This window comes from Pseudoalteromonas sp. QJM3NY_22, from assembly GCF_056173065.1.
Window position 1 is genome coordinate 3377915 of sequence record NZ_CM149655.1, and the last position, 18373, is coordinate 3396287.

General features: G+C 38.1%; 18 protein-coding genes and 1 pseudogene. 10 read left to right on the plus strand and 9 right to left on the minus strand.

Going from position 1 to position 18373, the window contains the following annotated elements; genetic code table 11:
• Positions 1–97 precede the first annotated feature (97 nt).
• Positions 98–316 (plus strand): hypothetical protein, encoded by a 219-nt coding sequence (locus AC0VZ4_RS15545; RefSeq protein ID WP_033023621.1) that lies wholly within the window; start codon positions 98–100, stop codon positions 314–316.
• Positions 317–444: 128 nt separating this feature from the next.
• On the plus strand, positions 445–870 hold the full coding sequence (locus AC0VZ4_RS15550; RefSeq protein ID WP_475440107.1) for a hypothetical protein: 426 nt from the start codon (positions 445–447) through the stop codon (positions 868–870).
• 388 nt (positions 871–1258) lie between these two features.
• Here AC0VZ4_RS15550 and AC0VZ4_RS15555 read toward each other — a convergent pair whose 3' ends face one another.
• The 5 genes and pseudogenes from AC0VZ4_RS15555 to AC0VZ4_RS15575 form a co-directional block, all read right to left on the minus strand.
• Entirely contained in the window at positions 1259–2410 is a 1152-nt protein-coding gene (locus AC0VZ4_RS15555) for a murein transglycosylase domain-containing protein (protein WP_007377015.1), read from the minus strand.
• A gap of 33 nt (positions 2411–2443) precedes the next feature.
• On the minus strand, positions 2444–2944 hold the full coding sequence (locus tag AC0VZ4_RS15560) for a DUF1543 domain-containing protein (protein ID WP_475440108.1): 501 nt from the start codon (positions 2942–2944) through the stop codon (positions 2444–2446).
• Between the two features lie 10 nt (positions 2945–2954).
• A pseudogene (locus tag AC0VZ4_RS15565) lies at positions 2955–4300 on the minus strand (sigma 54-interacting transcriptional regulator).
• Between the two features lie 2 nt (positions 4301–4302).
• Positions 4303–4845 (minus strand): hypothetical protein, encoded by a 543-nt coding sequence (locus tag AC0VZ4_RS15570; protein WP_475440109.1) that lies wholly within the window; start codon positions 4843–4845, stop codon positions 4303–4305.
• Position 4846: 1 nt separating this feature from the next.
• Positions 4847–6304 (minus strand): sensor histidine kinase, encoded by a 1458-nt coding sequence (locus AC0VZ4_RS15575; protein WP_475440110.1) that lies wholly within the window; start codon positions 6302–6304, stop codon positions 4847–4849.
• A gap of 331 nt (positions 6305–6635) precedes the next feature.
• Here AC0VZ4_RS15575 and AC0VZ4_RS15580 point away from each other — a divergent pair, with 331 nt between their 5' ends.
• The 5 genes from AC0VZ4_RS15580 to AC0VZ4_RS15600 all read left to right on the plus strand — a co-directional run bounded on the left by AC0VZ4_RS15580 (position 6636) and on the right by AC0VZ4_RS15600 (position 9740).
• The gene (locus AC0VZ4_RS15580; RefSeq protein ID WP_475440111.1) at positions 6636–6869 is read left to right on the plus strand and encodes an EF-hand domain-containing protein; all 234 of its coding nucleotides are present in this window, start codon (positions 6636–6638) and stop codon (positions 6867–6869) included.
• Positions 6870–6893: 24 nt separating this feature from the next.
• Entirely contained in the window at positions 6894–7121 is a 228-nt protein-coding gene (locus tag AC0VZ4_RS15585) for a hypothetical protein (RefSeq protein WP_008137524.1), read from the plus strand.
• A gap of 290 nt (positions 7122–7411) precedes the next feature.
• Positions 7412–7648: an EF-hand domain-containing protein gene (locus AC0VZ4_RS15590; RefSeq protein ID WP_033016114.1), complete on the plus strand. Its 237-nt coding sequence runs from the start codon at positions 7412–7414 to the stop codon at positions 7646–7648.
• Between the two features lie 9 nt (positions 7649–7657).
• Positions 7658–7894 (plus strand): EF-hand domain-containing protein, encoded by a 237-nt coding sequence (locus AC0VZ4_RS15595; RefSeq protein ID WP_007377023.1) that lies wholly within the window; start codon positions 7658–7660, stop codon positions 7892–7894.
• 133 nt (positions 7895–8027) lie between these two features.
• Positions 8028–9740, plus strand: coding sequence for an amidohydrolase (locus AC0VZ4_RS15600; protein WP_475440113.1), 1713 nt, complete (start codon positions 8028–8030; stop codon positions 9738–9740).
• Between the two features lie 15 nt (positions 9741–9755).
• Here AC0VZ4_RS15600 and AC0VZ4_RS15605 read toward each other — a convergent pair whose 3' ends face one another.
• Entirely contained in the window at positions 9756–9992 is a 237-nt protein-coding gene (locus tag AC0VZ4_RS15605) for a YgjV family protein (RefSeq protein ID WP_007377025.1), read from the minus strand.
• A 287-nt stretch (positions 9993–10279) separates the two neighbouring features.
• Between AC0VZ4_RS15605 and AC0VZ4_RS15610 the strand changes: the two genes are divergently transcribed.
• Positions 10280–10936: a Crp/Fnr family transcriptional regulator gene (locus AC0VZ4_RS15610; RefSeq protein WP_475440114.1), complete on the plus strand. Its 657-nt coding sequence runs from the start codon at positions 10280–10282 to the stop codon at positions 10934–10936.
• 435 nt (positions 10937–11371) lie between these two features.
• On the opposite strand, the gene AC0VZ4_RS15615 is transcribed toward AC0VZ4_RS15610, so the two are convergent.
• Both AC0VZ4_RS15615 and AC0VZ4_RS15620 read right to left on the minus strand, forming a co-directional pair.
• Positions 11372–12211 (minus strand): HDOD domain-containing protein, encoded by an 840-nt coding sequence (locus tag AC0VZ4_RS15615; RefSeq protein ID WP_475440115.1) that lies wholly within the window; start codon positions 12209–12211, stop codon positions 11372–11374.
• 237 nt (positions 12212–12448) lie between these two features.
• On the minus strand, positions 12449–13708 hold the full coding sequence (locus AC0VZ4_RS15620) for an IS256 family transposase (RefSeq protein WP_475439694.1): 1260 nt from the start codon (positions 13706–13708) through the stop codon (positions 12449–12451).
• A gap of 178 nt (positions 13709–13886) precedes the next feature.
• On the opposite strand from AC0VZ4_RS15620, the gene AC0VZ4_RS15625 reads away from it, so the two are divergent.
• Positions 13887–15587: a dipeptidyl-peptidase 3 family protein gene (locus AC0VZ4_RS15625; protein WP_475440116.1), complete on the plus strand. Its 1701-nt coding sequence runs from the start codon at positions 13887–13889 to the stop codon at positions 15585–15587.
• A gap of 41 nt (positions 15588–15628) precedes the next feature.
• On the opposite strand, the gene AC0VZ4_RS15630 is transcribed toward AC0VZ4_RS15625, so the two are convergent.
• Positions 15629–16033 (minus strand): HIT domain-containing protein, encoded by a 405-nt coding sequence (locus AC0VZ4_RS15630; protein WP_475440117.1) that lies wholly within the window; start codon positions 16031–16033, stop codon positions 15629–15631.
• Positions 16034–16144: 111 nt separating this feature from the next.
• On the opposite strand from AC0VZ4_RS15630, the gene AC0VZ4_RS15635 reads away from it, so the two are divergent.
• Positions 16145–18370, plus strand: a complete 2226-nt coding sequence (locus tag AC0VZ4_RS15635) for a S9 family peptidase (protein WP_475440118.1) — start codon at positions 16145–16147, stop codon at positions 18368–18370.
• Positions 18371–18373: the final 3 nt, after the last annotated feature.

Below are 18373 nucleotides of genomic sequence, written 5' to 3' on the forward strand. Positions count from 1 at the left end.
CTAATCATATCATTAATTAAAAAATTCTGCGGTATTTGCCAAGCCTAAACAAGCTCATTACAATGGCGCATTATTTTTAGCTACAGCCTCGTATTCAATGAAAAATCATTCATCAAAAAAAGAACTTATGTTACTGCCTATTTTATTGGTAGTTATTTTAATGTGCGTAGCAGGTCACTTTTTGCTACAAGCAAACTTTCAAGACAGTAATGTGGTTGAATACATGTTGGCAGCACTGCCGTTTGCTATGTTTGGATTGGTTATTGTGGCGTTTAAAATGGCGGCTAAGAGTGAAAAAGAAGAACAAGAGGAATAACTGATTTTCCGTGGCGTAATTAGCTAAGGTATAGTTACCAATAGGTCATGCCTTATCCTTCGGTGTAAAAACGAGATTCCAATCCAACCTAACACTTCATTATTTATGAGCCATGGGGATATATTGCAATGTCAAAAGAGTACTTAAAAGAACATCGGCTAGGCGAAGTCATCGCACTAATTCAGGTCTTAGCATTCCATCGAAATACAAGTCGTAGTGAAGAAGGCTTAATTGAAGAACTAAAACTAATTCCAAGGTCTGCGAATTCTTGGGTGGAGCTATCAAAATCCCACCCTGAGCTATTTCGTGTTAGAGATGAGGAAGATAAAATAAATAGGGTCTCTTTAGTATCTCGTTACGTAGCATCTTACGAAACCAAAAATGGTAAGAAAATACGTGAGCGATTAGAGCCGAGTTTAGTGCAAAAATTAATAGAAGTTGCTATTGAAATTCATGATAGGCAGGTTTCAAACTTTGAGCGATGGAAGGTTATAGTCCCACTACTAGTAGCATGTATTAGTGCAACGGCTGTCATAACTGCAACTCTAATGTAAATAGCTAATTAACAGATAACAACACACGCTGATGAGCACTAATACTTATTTTCCACCGCAGATTTTAGTAGCGTTGTTCCGTTATTTTTCAATGCAGCAAGGAAGCTGATTCATCATAGGGCGTATGTATTTTCAAGCACCTAAATAATATTCACTTAAATGCCAATGTTTTGAAAGTAAACAAGATACACAGCCTAAAAAAGCACACAAAGAAAGTAAAGCCACTCCCTCTCAACCTAGCCACTCAAACACCAGTAACAGCCTTTAAACGGCAGTTAAAATAGCACCAAACCTCCTTTTAATATTTCACCTGAAATTGAAGTAACCAATTGAACCAAAACAGGAACTCAGCTATGGTTTGTTTATCAATAACAAATATATTTGAAACTTATTGATATGCTTTTTCTGCTACGGTCACTTTTTCTAAGTAATGTCTCGATTCAGCTCTAGAGTGCTTAGTTGTGAGTATTTTATAAAACTGGCTCGACGTTAGTTGGTTAATTTTTGAAAATGCGATTGTTCTATTTGAATTAAATATTTTTAGTACATTGCCTGCGCCACCGTTATATGAAGAAATCATGGCGTAATGTTGGTTTTGTTTGGTTTGTATTTTATTTAAATAGCTATTTTTTAGTACACTTAAATACGCACTGCCAATATCTATATTTCTTTTAGGATCAAACAATACTTCTTTACTGGGCTCCCCTGGTATTTTCTTTATTTTTTGATAGACGTCTCTTCCTGCGCGCGATGGAATTATTTGCATTAATCCATACGCATTTGAAGAGCTTACTGCGTAAGGGTTAAAGTGACTCTCTGTTTCAATAATACCGTAGATAAGCGACGCAGATATTTGGTATTTTTTTGCCGCAGCCAAAACATACTCACTGTATTTTTGCTTTCGTAAGTGAGCGTTTTGTTCTACCAGAGGAAAAGATACCGATGTAATTGAATGACCATCACTACGTTTTTTTTGCACCTTAGTGTCTACTAAGTAACGAGCAAAACGATTTGCCCGCCATTGGTATTTTATGGGGAGCCCGTCTTCATCAAGCACTTGTTGATACAAAAAAGGTTCATCCCCTAAAATAGGCGATTCACTGGTAAAAATGTCTGTTTTATGTGGATCACTTGAGGTTAATAATGTCATTACAATTGCTTGAGTTAGAAGCGAATTGGTATTTTTAGTGGCTATGGTTTCGACCTGTACCATATTACGGTCAAAATCAATAACAGCGCGTGCTTGGTAATCATTGCTGTATTTTACATACTTTCTGCGTGTTGGTTGCTGAGTATTTTTTTTACCCCATTTACGACTAACTACACTTTCTAACGTTGCTAATAGCTGACTAACGCTCCCCACTTGCTGCTTAATTGAACGCCGCGTTTTTTTTACTTGTTTTTCAATTGCTTTAACATCGGTGGGATTGTTTTTTACTTGTTTTGCAAGTTTATTGAGATCCCTTACTGGCGCTAAGTGCGATATTGACTCGCAACCGGTCAATAATAGAATAAACACTAAGAAGCCATACTTTTTCACAACTAATCCCTATTGAACCAAGTAAAATTATAATTACAATATATGGTAGCCAAACCAATCTGGCTTTATGGTTTGTGCTTCACCGCTGGGGGTTAACTTTATATTCAATTGGCTGTCGAGTAAATCAATGGCAAAGCAATCGTCTACATCATGTAAATCATCTTTATGAATATGGCTAAGCCCTGCAAGTAAATCGTTTTTAGCACGCTCTTTAGCTTCATGGCTACTGCTTGCAACATACAGTGCAAAGTCATGTTGCTCAGCCATGGAATCACTTCTGTAAGCGCCTAAATTTACAAAATAGAGTTGTTTATTTTGCTCCACATAGCTATCAACAACTTCTACTTTAAAGCCATCAATATGATTAATTGCCATGTAGCTATCCATGTGAACACTACTTCTGTCGCCTACCCACTGGCTTTTTAACTTTGAGAAGGTTTGTTCTATATTCTCCCCTACAACAAAACGAATATCATGCATTTCTATATGGCAACCCTGAATTCGCCCCCCTAAATACACCATAAATAACTGCATTTGCTTCTCTTTATAAATTATCTACATCAATATTATGTTTTTTAATGAGTTTATAAAAGTCTGAACGGTTACGTTTGGCAAGCTTAGCGCCTTCAGCTACGTTACCACCAGCCATTTTTAAAGTGTTAATTACATAGTCGCGCTCAAACTCTTTTTTAGCGTCGTTTAGTGATAATGGTTCTACGTTTTTTTCATTACTATTTAGCGCAGCTAACACTAAGTGCTCTGAAATAACATCGCTTGGCGTTAATGCTACAACCTGCTCTACTACGTTTTGTAATTGGCGGATATTACCTGGCCAATCGTAACGTACAAGTGCATGCATAGCATCGCTTGCAAAGTGTTTTTCATTTTGGTTCATGCGCTTAGCAATGCTTGCACTAAAATGTTGTGCTAATAAGCTTATATCTTCGCGGCGTTCACACAGTGGCGGTAATTTTAAATTAACTACGTTTAGCGATAGTATAAATCTTCTCTAAATTGCTGGTTTAAAATAGCTTCAGGAAGATTTTTGTGTGTTGCCGATACAATACGCACATCTATTGCTATCTCTTCTTGAAAACCTACTGGGCGAATTGTTTTTTCTTGTAATACGCGCAGTAACTTAACCTGCAAGTTAAGCGGCATATCGCCTATTTCGTCTAAAAATAACGTGCCACCCTGTGCTTGTTGAAACAAGCCTTGGTGATCTTTAATTGCACCCGTAAACGAGCCTTTTTTATGACCAAATAATTCGGACTCTAAAAGCTCCCCTGGTACAGCGCCGCAGTTAATTGCAACAAAAGGGCCACCGCTTACATGACTATGCTGATGAATCGCCTGTGCGAGTAATTCTTTACCAGTACCACTAGCCCCCGAAATCAGTACATTAACTTGCGTTGGCCCAAGTAGTTTTACTTGCTCTAACAAGTGCAGCATTGCACCACTGCGCGTAACTATATTACTTTTAGGTGCAGCTTCATCAGCGTTAACACCGTGAATTTCAATTGCTTTAGCAAGGCTGTCAAATAGCTCATCTTTATCTACAGGTTTAGTTATGAATGCAAAAATGCCCTGCTTAGTTGCCTCTACTGCATCAGGAATTGAGCCATGCGCTGTCATCATAATGACAGGTAATGCTGGGTAGCGGCTTTGCAGCTGACGATGCAGTACCATACCATCCATTTCATCCATGCGTAAGTCGGTTATTACGGCATCAAACACTTGGCTTTTAAGTATTTGTAGTGCGGTTAAGCCGCTTTCACAGGTTGTCACTTCGTATCCTTTTGATTCAATACGAATAGCGAGCAGTTTTAATAAGCTAGCGTCGTCGTCAACTAATAGTACTTTTGCACCTTGCGCTTTGGTTGCGGCCATAATTACTGCTCCTTAATTTCTTCACGTAGTAAAAGCTGCTGCTCAATCGTAGCTAACGATGAGAGGGTTTCTTGCATTTTATTATTAAGTGCTTGCTGCTCTTTTTTAGCATTTATTTGCATAGTTACTTGCTGCTTTTGAAGCCACAAATATTGCTTTATGTCATCAGGCCAAAAGTAAGCAAGATCGAGTTTTAGCAACTTAGTCATTACCGTATTTGGATCATCATTTATGTTTAAGCACATAAATTTAAAAAAGCGTTTAAGCTCGTTTTCACCTGTAAAAACATCTTTGTTAGGTACCAATTTAAATCCGCCACACTGATTAGCGTGCCATGCAATAACTTGCTCTGCAGGAGGATAGCTTGGTTCAATTTTTGGTCTAGGTTTTGGACTAGGGTTACTGTTTTTGTCGTTCGTTTTTTTTGTATCGACCACAGGTGCAGGTGTAATTGACACACGCTCTTTTTGCCCATTATTAATTTCACAACCTGATATAACCATGCTACTAAGCACACATAAAATAGCGATTAAACGCAAGCGCATGTTAATTAACTCCTAGACTTTTTGTTATGGGAATTTTAATTGAAAACCGGCAACCATGTGGCTCGTTATGCTCAACAGTAAGTGTACCTCTTAGCTGTTCAACAGACTCTTTTACAATAGTTAAGCCCAGCCCACTGCCTTGCAGCGTAACATTTTTACTGTGTTGACCTTGATAAAATGCGCTGAAAATTTGAGTTTTTTCTTGCTCTTTAATACCGCACCCTTTATCAAGTACAACGATACAAAGCTGGTTTTGCTCAAGCGCTAAATTAATAGTAACGCTTTGCTTATTATCTGAAAATTTTAAGCCATTTGAAATAAGCTGAATTAAAATCATCTCAATAAGCTCACTAGGTAAAGCAAGCGGTTTGTTAGGTAAAGTGTTTTGCCACTGCAGAGCTTGCTCACGCGCACTTAAGCGATGCTCAAAATGGCTATTAATTTTATTAATAAGAAGACTAAACTCAACTTCACTTAAGCTGTCTTTACTGGTGCGAATCGCATTATAACTCAGCAGGCTGTCAATCATTGTGCGAAGGCGCACCATAGATTGGCTAATAAGCTCAAGCACTGCTTTTTGCTCAGCGGTAATTGGGCCTACTATTTCATCAGTTAATAAGTCAGTGCCTTCAACCATTGAAGCAAGGGGCGTTTTTAGCTCATGGGTAACATGGCGTAAAAAAGTATCTTTTTGCTGCTCAAGCATATGAAGTTGCTCTTGCACCCATTGGAGCTTTTCTCCTAGCTCAACAAGCTCAGCTGAACCTTTCACAGATATTTTTTGCTGCCAATGCCCCTGCCCTAGCTTATCAATAACCGTAGTTAACCCTTTTAGTCGCCCACTTATACGCCATAAAAAACCACCACCAACAATTAAAGTAAGCGGAATAAGTGCCACCAGCCAGTTTATAAATGACGCTTGCAGGCTTGTAAGCTCATTTTGGTTATTGGTAATTTGTGCTTCGTTTTTATCACGTAACCATAAAGTAAGCTCAGCAACTAAATCGCTCACTGGCACAAATAGCTCAGCTTGTTGTTGTTTTTGCTCAACGAGTTTTACATGCGCGGTTTGTAAGGTGGTATATAAGCGTTGCCATTGGTGAATATACTCTTTATTCGTGTTTACAAATTTGAGTTCATCAATGCTTTGTAGGGATGATTGCCATTTATCGACAATGAGCTTATCAAGCGATTCACTTTTTAATACCCAGTTTTGCCTAGTGGCGCGCTCAAGGCTGTTGAGCTCTTGTTTTAGAGTATTAAACGATTTGGTAACTTGATAGTTGTTACTCACGATACTTTGAGTAACCGCTAATTGCTTGTTAAGCGCATTTAAAAATACAATCACCACTATAGAAAGCGGGAGTAACGAAAGCAGCATACTCATTGCAAATTGCCCAATTAAATTAGGCCGCCAGTTAAGCATTGCTTGGTATTTTTTAGCTATGGTTGCTGGCATTTCGTTTAGTCCTTTTAAGTTAAGCGTTCTATTATTAAGTGCTTACCTTATACACTAGCTGAACCAGCAATTATATTTAATACGATTAACAGCCAGCGCTACAAAAACAATGTGTCGCCAAATAGAGACAGCGTAACTCGTTGATTTTAATAAACTCCCTTTCACCCCCACCAAATAATGTTGCAAAAGGCGCACAAAAATTACAATAAACCCAGTAAAAACTTCTCATTGGCTTAAAGCAAAAATAATAACCAATTGAAAAATAACAATAATTATTATTGGCACCATTTTTGTAACAGGAGTAATAACTTTAATCAATAAGGAAATAATTATGAACAAACGCATTTTAGTAATTTCATCATTACTGACTTTAGGCTTTTTCGGCGCTAATGCACACGCAATGGACGTTCACGCGACTTTTAACGAACTTGATAAAGACAGTAACGGCACATTAAGTGAAGCCGAAGCAGGTGAAGATGCTGTGTTAAACGAGAATTTTTCTCAAATTGATACTAATCAAGATGGGCAATTGTCGCTAGATGAATTCAAAAAATTTATTCAATAAACTCATTTAATAAGGAACGTGATTATGAAACAACTTATCGCCGCTTTTTCATTAATGTTTTTAGCAATTAGTGCCACCGTAATTGCATCGCCAACAAATGTGCGTTTTGCCCACTTAGATAAAGATATGAATGGACAAATATCAATTATCGAAGCCAAGCAAGACAAAGAAGTAATGAAGCAATTTACCGATTTAGACGAAAACGATGATGAAGTAATTTCTAAGACAGAGTTTAAAAGCTTTAAGCCTTAACAAGTTAAGTTTTGCTTAAGCTTTTATCTAGTAGAGTGAACTAAAGCATTTGCCATAATCCCTGAGGGAGTGTGTAAAAGGATTTAATGTTGGGATTTAAATTATGGCAAGTGCTTTCCCCGCTTCTACTAAATTGTTTATAACCTAAATAACCTGAACTCTGGTTAATAAATCTATCTCAAGCAGCTATTCCCAGCGCTGACTGCGTTGAATTTACTTGTAATAGGCCAGATGTGTTAATTAACCTCTCAACCAGATTACAGGTTAAATAATCTTTTGGAAGAAATACCATGAGGATACTTTCCTTTGTTACAAGCATCTTAATACTATCAAGCTTTGACGCCCTAGCACTTGATGTTAAGCAACGCTTTTCCCATCTCGATACTAACAAAAATGGTTATTTAACCCATGATGAACTTGAACCTCAACCACAATTATTGAGCACATTTTTGATATGGGATAAAGATCAAGATAACCAAATTTCATTAATCGAATTTAAAAATTATCTAACCAATAACCTCTACTGAGTATTTCCTATGAAAAAAATACGCTATATGGCACTTTTTGCATTCAGCACTTTTTGCACTCTAAGTTTTGCCGCAAGCAATAATATTGTTGAACAATTTAATAAATTTGATAGAAACCAAGATGGCTTTTTAACACGTGGCGAAGCATCAATAGACCCTGCTCTTTGGTCTCGATTTTCAAGCTATGATCAAGATAAAGATGGTAAGCTAACATTAAATGAATACGGTTTATACGCGAGTAAATAATTGTTAACTCTTAAGCTAGGTAGGTATCACTAACTAGCTTTAGTTTACTTCGTCCCCCAACCATCTCATCATATTGGTATTATAAAAATGATTTTGTTAGTGTTGATTCACTAACAATAAAAAATAATGCCTTATGCTACTCAAAAAACTAATCAAACCACTCATACTAGCCAGCCTTTGCGCAAGTTCTAGCTACACTCTTGCACAAACAAAAGTAATTTATAACGCCAATGGTTACACCCCTTTATACAAAGGCGAAGTACAGCAGTTTTCTACCCTTGTCATTAAAGATGGAAAAGTAGTAAAAGTAGGTGGCGATACACTAAAAAATAGCTACCCAGACGCCAAGCTCATTGATGTACAAGGTAGCACCTTATTACCAGGCTTAATTGATGCTCATGGCCATGTTATTGGCCTGGGAGATAACTTATCGCAGCTTGATGTACGTGGCGCAAAATCGGTTGATGAAGTCACAAATAAACTAAAAATATTTGCCAATAACAAACAAGGTTGGATTATAGGGCGAGGTTGGAACCAAGAGCTTTGGGCTGATACCCGCTTCCCAACAGCTAAAGATTTAGACAAAGTAGTTAATGATCGTCCAGTTGTGCTTTCACGTGTAGATAGCCACGCTATTTGGGCAAATTCAAAAGCGCTCGAACTTGCAGGTATTACCGCCCAAACAAAAGCACCTGAAGGCGGTGAAATAATTAAAGATGAATTTGACAACCCTACCGGCATATTTGTAGATAAAGCAGAATCGCTAATTACCCAGCATATGCCAGCCCCTTCAAAACAAGATATAAGCGATTCGCTTGATGCAGCAGGAAAGCATTTATTAAGTTTAGGTATTACCTCTACCCATGATGCTGGCATTGATAAAGCAACGTGGGAAGTTTACAAAGAACGCAGTGAACTAGGAAATTTACCTGTGCGTATTGTGGCCATGTTAAGTGGTGCTAGCCCCGACTTAAACACAATGCTTAAAGCAGGGCGATACCAAGACGCAAACAGTTTCATGTCAATCCGCAGTGTTAAAGTATACGCCGATGGTGCACTTGGATCTCGTGGCGCAGCTCTTATTGAAGATTATGCAGACCGTACAGGCCATCATGGATTAATGCTAGAGACACAAGAAAAACTCGAAGCACTCTTTACGCAAAGCTTTAAGCGCGGTTTTAGCGCTCACACCCATGCTATTGGCGATAAAGCAAATAAAGTGGTACTTGATGCTTATGAGAAGGTGTTTAAAAAAACGGGAGGGATATTGCTTCGTAACCGTATAGAACATGCGCAAATTGTAACGCTTGAAGACATTCCTCGCTTTAAAAAGTTAAAGATAATCCCATCAATGCAACCAGTGCATGCTACATCAGATATGCATATGGCAGAGCAACGCTTAACTGAAAAACAACTAAGCGGTGCCTACGCTTGGCAATCTTTTTTACAGCAAGGATCTATTATTGCGGCTGGGTCGGACTACCCTGTAGAACTCGCTAATCCATTCTATGGGTTATATTCAGCCATTACACGCATGGACCACAATCAATTACCTAAAAATGGTTGGCGTGCAAGTGAAGTATTAAGTAGAGAAGATGCATTACGTGCATTTACTTTAGGCGGTGCGTATGCCGCACATCAAGAGTTTAAAATTGGTAGCTTAGAACAAGGTAAATGGGCTGACTTTATTTTAATAGACAAAGATTACTTTAAAATACCTGTTGATGAAATTTATGAAACGAATGTGTTGCAAACATGGATAGCAGGAATAAAACGGTACGAAAAAGAAAAAATATTATCGATAAATAAAACCTATAAAGGGTTAACGCAAGTTAACCCTTTATAGTTACAGCCTAGTATTTTAGCTTTTAGGCGCTTCAACTTTTGGCTGACGATATATTTTTATAATGTGATATAAATTTACGAGCGACAATAAGCCGTTGGTAAAAATCACAGGTACTGCACCAATGGCAACACCATATGCAGTAAATACAATACAACCAAACATGTTGTACCAGCGTAGTTTTACTACATCAGTCATTGTTAACGATGCAACCAATAAAGCTGACGCAATATAACCTAAATATTCCCAACTCAATTGTTCTCTCCCTGCCTTTAGGTTAGCATTACACTACTGCTAGCTTATGACATTTATAAGTATTGCAAAGTAACAACAAAATAAAAAAGCTAACTTGCTTAAAAAACCTGAAAAAGTTTGCCGGAAAATACCAGCAACTTCTTAAATCATTACACGGGAAATGAAGGTAAAATAATACTCTTAGCAAAGCTAATAGTATTAGTAGCAAGTTAGCGTAAATTCTTAGTGTCTTAATGCTATCGTCATTAAGATGTAATAAATAGGACAAATGTCCGAAGAGCACATTGATGTTTCAATACCATTTTTCTAGTTACCTTGTTGATCAGCTTTTAACCTTTGCCGGTAGTAGCTATCAACAATCAAAAAAAGAAGTTCTGATCCATCAAGATCAGCCTTTAAGCAAGCTTGTGCTTGTACGCAGTGGCACTGTGTCGTTTAGTTACGATGTAGGAAATGGACGACGCCTGCTGTTAGGACAATTGGATTGTAACAACACCCTTATTGGTGAAATAGAAGCGCTAAATAATAATCCGTGTATTTATACGGTCACGTGTTTTAGTGATGTAACCTATAACCTTATTGAATTAAGGCATTGGCGCGCGCTGCTGCTTGAAAAACCAGAACTGAGTTTATACACAGCGCAGACTATAGCGGCTAAATTTCAAGAAAATAAAAAAATCAATCTAGATAAGCTATTACTACCGCTAAGCTACAACATAGCTAAAGATTGTTTACTAAGAGCCGAAAACAACAACCCTACACTGCTTAGAGCTTACCCTACGGTAAATGCAGAAGCCGAACGTTTTGCAACAACTGAGAGAGCTTACAGACGGGTTGTTACAGAACTTGTAGAAAAAGGCTTAGTGCTTAGAAGTAACGATGGTTTGCAAGCGGTTGATATACCCAAACTAAGTGAATACGTAGACAGCTTTGCTCAGCTTTAAGGTTTTTGATTAATTGGCTTGGCTGGTTAAATAATTAGTAAAACGTTATCCATAAAAAGGCTATTTAAGACCTTACAACATTCAGTTAAAAATTTGATATGAGTCGCGATTATCAGATTTTTAATCTGACAATCTTAGAATGTGCGTGCTTATACAGCAAATAATCCCCCAATTCGCTTAATTAAGAGATCGATTTTGAGATAAGAAAATACTGTCGATAACTGGCCTATTGCAAGTAAATTCAACGCAGTTAGCGCTAAAAATTGCTGCTCGAGATGGATTTATTATCCAGAGTTCAGGTTATTTAAATATTTCAAAAAATTGCTCCACTGTATACCTTAAACAGCATTGCAATTAAATCGTGTTTTAATAGTCAACATTAATACCAATCCGTATAAACCTTTAAATAATCTAAACGGACTGGTATTACTTACTTTAGCTAAACATGTCTTTCACATCGTCAAGCATATCGTTGTATTCATCACTCAAGAACAGATCCATGGAAGGGATAACCCCTTTTTCTATATACACTTGTAAAGCAGCTGACTTATCAGAAACCTGGAGTGTTCCCTCTAAAATAGCACCAATACGAATGAAATCGACATAACTTATTTGTTCTAATTTATAACTCGGATCAGCCCAACTTAAAGCGACATTAGAAAATTCTTCAGGAAACTCCCATGCACGCATAATAGAAGAACCAATTTTTCCACTAAGCTTTTGAATTACATGAGCTAAAAAGCTCGGGTTAGCAAATACTTCAGGATGACGCTCAGCTTCAGTTAAAATAGGTAACACGCCAATGTTATAAACCAATGCAGCTAGAGTGATTGAATCGCGATTTAATGAAGTATGTTTATTATTTTTTAAGTAAAACTCCATGAGTGTTATTGAATGACTCGCAACCGTTAATGTTTTTTGCCAAGCTTTGCCCATGTAGCCTTTAATTATCTCATTATTAGATACAAATAATTGCTCCATAGCCATTGCTGTTGCAATATTTTTAATTTGACGAAGTCCAATACGTGTCACTGCTTGTTGTAAATTAGATACTTTTACAGAGCGCCCCATAATCGCACTATTAGCTACTTTTATCATACGAGCTGAAAGCGCGGGATCTTGTGATATCACATCTGCCATTTGCATCAAATTGACATCAGAGTTATCTGCAGCTTGGCGAACCTTTACAGCAACTTCAGGTAATGTAGGTAAAACGAGTGTATCGTTATTTATTCTATCGACTAAAATTGTTAATAATGCATTTTCTGTAGACATAGATCTGTCATCCTTTTGTTCTTCGATTGCAATGCAACTGCAAACTTCGACAATTAATTTTTGTAATTTTCATAGTACAATTAGTATTGCCTAACTTACCGTTAAAGTTAAGAAAATTATAGAAGTTTATTCCTTATTCTATGTCTTTTATCGCAAGGGCTTGTCTTACAACGCCTAACACTTGCTATTTACCATTTAGTTTTGCTTTAATGCAGTCACTATAAGCAAGAGTTATTGTCAAATCTGGTGTATGAGCTCATCTTGATGCTCTGTTTGATCTTGAGTTATTCTTTCGCCGTCTTTAAATTTTACCCCTGTAATTACTTCAGCCAGTAACTTAAACCCTCGCAAGCGGTACCATTTTTTCTCTGCCGACTGCGCGAGTTTAAAAACCATCATTAAGGTGGTTGTCCGGCTGCCACAACTCTTCACTTTATGCGTTCTCAGCCTTACCGTCGCAAACGTTGACTCTATCGGATTACTCGTTCTTATGTGCATCCAATGCTCAGCAGGATAATCATAAAATGCCAGCATTTCATCTTTATCCTTCATCAAGCAATCCGTCGCTTTTGGGTATTTGACTGAGTAATTTTTAACAAATAAATCATACGCTTTATAAGCAGAAGCTCGACTCTCTGCCATCCAGATATCTTGTAAATTCGCTTTGATTTTAGGTTGCATTGATTTCGGCACTTTGTTTAGCACATTCGCGATTTTATGCACCCAGCAACGTTGATGTTGGGTTGTTGGCCATACTTTGGTGAGGGCATTCCAAAACCCCAGCGCACCATCCCCTATGGCCAATTTTGGTGGTATTGTTAGACCCTGTGAGCGCAACTGATTTAACACTTCAGTCCAGCTCTGCTCAGACTCACGAACCCCGTCAACCACCGCCAATAGCTCCTTTCTGCCCGTTTCATCTACCCCCATAATTACCAGTAAGCACAGCTTATCATCCATTCGAATTTTACTGTAAATCCCATCGGCCCAGATATACACATATCGACGTTTAGCCAAGGAACGTTTAGACCACTGCTGATACTCCGTTTCCCAGGTGGATTTCAACCGAGAGACACTATTGGCCGACAAACCTTTGGCTTGCTCGCCTAAAAGAGACACTAAAGCGGGCTGCATATCACCCGTCGAAATTCCTCGTAAATAGAGCCATGGGATCAGCTCTTCGATATTTTTTGTCCGTTTCAGATAAGGCGGGATCAAGGCACTATTGAATTTAATGCCTTCCTTTTTTCGATCCCTGACTTTAGGTATTTTGACCTCAATATCACCAAGGCCTGTTTGGATCGTACGCTCAGGCTGGTGACCATTTTTGACGATCCGCTGAAGTCCCTCGACGGTCTCATGCTGGTATTGAGCCAATAAAACAGCCAACTCAGCCTCAATCGCTTGAGCTAACAACTGCTGCGCCCCGCTTTTAAGCAACTGCTCTAACGGATTGTCTGGTTTTTCAATGGAAATAACATTATCATTTTCAGTCATTGCGATGTCTCTCTGGTTAATTGTTGATCCGGTCAAGATCAATTAACAGATTACATCGCAATGACTTTTTCTCATACACCAGAAACGACTATAGCTCTATAAGCAAACGTTTATATGTATTTAGCTACTTAGCTAGTGCATAAAAATTATTAAACTTACTTTTCAAACAGGCAACATAATGATCTTAAATAAAATTAGCCAAGCAATTATGCTCTCTGGTGTCGTTTTTCTTAGTGCATGTTCTGAACAAGCGCCGTCTTCTACCGACAACACAGCCGTAGAGCTTGCTCAAAAAAGCAGTGCACAATCAGGCCCTAAGCTTATTAATGCAGATAAACAACGTTTAGATATTTACACCGACTTTAGTCTGCAAAGTGATTTATCACACTTGAGCGACAACCAACGAGCGATGGTTGCAAAGCTTATTGACGCTTCAAAAATAATGGATGAGTTATTTTGGAAGCAAGCATTTGGTGAAAATAAAGATGCTTTTTTAGCAAAGCTAAGTGACGAAAAAGTACGTCAATTTGCCGATATAAACTATGGCCCATGGGATCGTTTAAATGGCGATGAAGCGTTTTTATCAGGTTATAAAGAAAAGCCACTTGGCGCACAATTTTACCCTGCTGATATAACCAAAGAAGAATTAAATAATGCAGACGTAAAAAACAAAACAGGGCTTTATTCTGTAATTAAGCGTGATGAGCAAGGTAAGCTTTACAGCGTGCCTTATTCAAAAGAATACGCTGATGAGCTTGCAAAAGCTGCTGATATTTTACGTGAAGCAAGCAAACTTGCTGACGATAAAGAATTTGCTAACTATCTAAACTTGCGTGCCGATGCTCTACAAAAAGATGACTTCCAAGTATCTGACTTTGCATGGATGGACATGAAAAACAACCCTATTGATGTGGTTATTGGTCCTATAGAAACTTATGAAGATCAGTTGTTTGGTTACCGCGCTGCTTATGAATCTTATGTATTAATTAAAGATTTAAAATGGAGTGAACGCCTAGCTAAATTTGCAGCATTTTTACCTGAACTTCAAAAAGACTTACCCGTTGATGCTAAGTACAAACAAGAAGTACCAGGCTCTGACGCCGACCTAAATGCATATGATGTTGTTTACTACGCTGGGCATTCAAATGCAGGCAGTAAAACAATCGCAATTAACTTACCAAACGATGAACAAGTGCAGCTAGAAAAAGGAACTCGTCGTCTGCAACTTAAAAATGCAATGCGTGCTAAATTTGATAAAATCTTAGTGCCAATTTCAGAGCAGTTAATTGTACCAGAGCAGCGTAAACACATTACTTTTGATGCATTTTTTGCCAATACGATGTTCCATGAAGTGGCTCACGGTTTAGGTATTAAAAATACAATCACAGGTAAAGGCACTGTTCGTCAATCACTACAAGAACACGCAAGTGCACTTGAAGAAGGTAAAGCCGATATTTTAGGTCTATACATGATTGAACAGTTACTTAAAAAAGGCGAAATTACTGAAGGCACTATTGAAGATTATTACACGACCTTCATGGCAGGTATATTCCGCTCAGTTCGTTTTGGAGCATCAAGCGCGCATGGTAAAGCAAATATGATCCGCTTTAACTTTTTTGCTCAAGAAGGTGCTTTTTCTAAAAATGAAGAAGGCTTATACCGCGTTAATATGGAAAAAATGAGCATTGCAATGGCCAAGCTTTCTCGCTTAATTTTAACCTTACAAGGTGATGGCGATTATGAAAAAGTAGATCAACTAATTGCAACGCATGGCGACATTAAAGAAGAACTTGCTAAAGACTTAGAAAAACTAAGTAAAGCTAATATCCCTGTAGATGTAACGTTTAAGCAAGGTAGGGAAGTACTAGGGCTTAAATAAGTTTAGTTAAACTTAGTTAAACCCTAAAAAAGCGTTGCAGCTTAAAACTGCAGCGCTTTTTTTAGCTCTGTGATTTGTAGATCTGTATAAGGCACTGCTGGGTGCTTACCCCAAATTGGCGCAGGCCATGCAGCATCACTCGTAAAACGCGCAATATGATGAATATGTAATTGCGGCACCATATTACCTAAAGCCGCTATGTTTAATTTATCAGGTTTAAATACATCCATTAATAATTTACTTAGCTTGGCTGACTCTTTTAAATAAACAATTTGATCATCCTCAGATAAATCAATTATCTCTTTTAAGTTGGCTTGCCTAGGTACTAATACAAACCACGGGTACAGGCTGTCATTTAATAAAAGTACCTTACATAATGGCCAATCGGCAAGCTCTATGCAGTCACGTTTAAGCTCTGGCGCTAATGTAAATTCAGGGTTAGTCATTTTTATGTCCTACTTTATCTTTAATAATTGCCACTTTATAGCATTTAGTTGCAGTTGCACACGCTTGGCTTTACCATTCAAAGCAATATTTATAAAAGCGAAGGCAACCTTGTGCTAAAAAAAATAAAACATCTTTCACTGGCCCTGCCATTAATGGTTGGCACCCTTGCTGTTCAAGCAAAACCTTTATCACTGGAGCGTATTTTTGACGATCCGAGCCTTTCAGGTAAATCACCTGTACAACTTAAATTTTCGCCTGACGGAAGCCGTGTAACTTATCTACAAGGTAAAAGCGATGACTACAATCGCTACGACTTATGGGAATACAACCTAAAAGATAACACCAATCGTGTGCTAGTTGATTCGGCAAAGTTATTTTCAGGCCCAGAAAACCTATCAGATGAAGAAAAAGCACGCCGCGAACGCCAACGTATCTTTGGTAAAGGCATACTTGAATACAAATGGTCTAAAGATGGCAAAGCACTTTTATTCCCACTCAATGGCGACCTTTATTATTACGATTTAGCCTCTGCTAAAAGTAAAAAATTAACCGACACTGAAACATTTGAAACCGATGCACGCTTTTCACCTAAAGGTAACTACGTATCGTTTATTCGAGAGCAAAACCTATTCGCTTTAGAGCTTGAATCAGGTAAAGAAATTCAGCTTAGTAAAGATGGCGGCGGCGTAATTAAAAACGGCATGGCCGAATTTGTTGCTCAAGAAGAAATGAGCCGCATGACAGGTTATTGGTGGTCAGGTGATGAAACTAAAATTGCCTATACGCGTGTTGACGAAACTCCAGTAAAAGAAGCTATCCGTAACGAAATTTACGCTGATGAAGTTAAATTATTTAACCAGCGCTACCCGTTTACAGGTACCGATAACGTAAAAATTCAACTCGGTGTGGTTAAGCTAAACGATCAAAAAGTAGATTGGATTGATTTAGGTAAAGATGAAGACATTTATATCGCGCGTGCTAAATGGCTAAAAGACGGTAATACACTTTCTTACCAATGGCAAAATCGCTCGCAACATAAATTAGAGCTGCGTTTTTATAACTGCGAAACTAAAGTCCAAAAAGTAGCATTAACCGAAAACAGCGAAACGTGGATTAACCTACATTTTGATCTTGCGTTTTTAAAAGACAAAAAACATTTTGTATGGGCATCTGAACGCGACGGCTTTAAACATTTATATCTGTATCGCACAAACGGTCAACTTGTTCGTCAAATCACCTCTGGTGATTGGGCTGTTGATAGTTTAAAAGGCATTGATGAGAAAAAAGGCATTGTGTATTTTGCTGGTCGAAAAGATACACCGCTTGAAAGCCATTTATACAGCGCGCCTTTATTTAAAAAAGGCGATGCCAAACGTATCACCAAAAAAGGTCAATACCATAATGTTGTGCTAGCAAAAGACAATAAAACCTTTATCGATAATAGCTCGTCTGATAATAAACCAAACTCAGCAGCACTTCGTAAAGTAAACGGAGAATTTATTACCTGGCTTGAAGAAAATAAGCTAGATAGTAGCCACCCCCTTACTCCTTATTTAAGCGACTTAACAAAACCAGAATACGGCACAATTAAAGCACAAGATGGCCAAGTTATGCATTACCGTTTATTTAAGCCTAGCAACATTGCTGATGGCAAAAAGCACCCTGTTATTGTTAACGTATACGGCGGCCCGCATGCTCAACGAGTGACGAATAGCTGGCGCAGTAAAAACTTGTACTTTCAGTACATGGCGCAACAAGGTTACGTAATTTTTCAACTAGATAACCGTGGTTCGTACAACCGTGGTAAAAAGTTTGAAGATGCTATTTATAAAAACCTAGGCGTGGTTGAAGTTGCCGATCAAATTAAAGGCGTAGAGTTTTTACGTACACTTGATTACGTAGACCCACAACGCATAGGTGTTTATGGCCACAGCTACGGCGGCTACATGGCGCTTATGACTATGTTTAAAGCGGGCGATTACTTTCAAGCCGGCGTATCAGGTGCTCCAGTAACCGATTGGGCTCTATACGATACGCATTACACAGAGCGTTATTTAGGTCACCCCGATACAAATGCTAAAGGCTATGAAGACAGCGCAGTATTTCCATATGCAGATGGCTTAAAAGGCCCATTAATGATTTATCATGGTATGGCTGACGACAACGTATTGTTTACGCATTCCACTAAATTATTTAAACAACTGCAAGATAACGAAAAACAGTTTGAAATGATGACCTACCCTGGCTCTAAACACAGCCTACGTGGGAAACAAGTGCAAACACACTTACATCAAACCATAACAAACTTCTTTAATCGTCATTTTGATGTTAAATAGATG

Coding starts and splice junctions, on each gene's coding strand:
- AC0VZ4_RS15590 (WP_033016114.1), top strand. CDS start 7,412: ATGAGGATACTTTCCTTTGTTACAAGCATCTTAATACTATCAAGCTTT.
- AC0VZ4_RS15560 (WP_475440108.1), bottom strand. CDS start 2,944: ATGCAGTTATTTATGGTGTATTTAGGGGGGCGAATTCAGGGTTGCCAT.
- AC0VZ4_RS15625 (WP_475440116.1), top strand. CDS start 13,887: ATGATCTTAAATAAAATTAGCCAAGCAATTATGCTCTCTGGTGTCGTT.
- AC0VZ4_RS15580 (WP_475440111.1), top strand. CDS start 6,636: ATGAACAAACGCATTTTAGTAATTTCATCATTACTGACTTTAGGCTTT.
- AC0VZ4_RS15600 (WP_475440113.1), top strand. CDS start 8,028: ATGCTACTCAAAAAACTAATCAAACCACTCATACTAGCCAGCCTTTGC.
- AC0VZ4_RS15585 (WP_008137524.1), top strand. CDS start 6,894: ATGAAACAACTTATCGCCGCTTTTTCATTAATGTTTTTAGCAATTAGT.
- AC0VZ4_RS15575 (WP_475440110.1), bottom strand. CDS start 6,304: ATGCCAGCAACCATAGCTAAAAAATACCAAGCAATGCTTAACTGGCGG.
- AC0VZ4_RS15570 (WP_475440109.1), bottom strand. CDS start 4,845: ATGCGCTTGCGTTTAATCGCTATTTTATGTGTGCTTAGTAGCATGGTT.
- AC0VZ4_RS15620 (WP_475439694.1), bottom strand. CDS start 13,708: ATGACTGAAAATGATAATGTTATTTCCATTGAAAAACCAGACAATCCG.
- AC0VZ4_RS15610 (WP_475440114.1), top strand. CDS start 10,280: ATGTTTCAATACCATTTTTCTAGTTACCTTGTTGATCAGCTTTTAACC.
- AC0VZ4_RS15550 (WP_475440107.1), top strand. CDS start 445: ATGTCAAAAGAGTACTTAAAAGAACATCGGCTAGGCGAAGTCATCGCA.
- AC0VZ4_RS15595 (WP_007377023.1), top strand. CDS start 7,658: ATGAAAAAAATACGCTATATGGCACTTTTTGCATTCAGCACTTTTTGC.
- AC0VZ4_RS15615 (WP_475440115.1), bottom strand. CDS start 12,211: ATGTCTACAGAAAATGCATTATTAACAATTTTAGTCGATAGAATAAAT.
- AC0VZ4_RS15545 (WP_033023621.1), top strand. CDS start 98: ATGAAAAATCATTCATCAAAAAAAGAACTTATGTTACTGCCTATTTTA.
- AC0VZ4_RS15630 (WP_475440117.1), bottom strand. CDS start 16,033: ATGACTAACCCTGAATTTACATTAGCGCCAGAGCTTAAACGTGACTGC.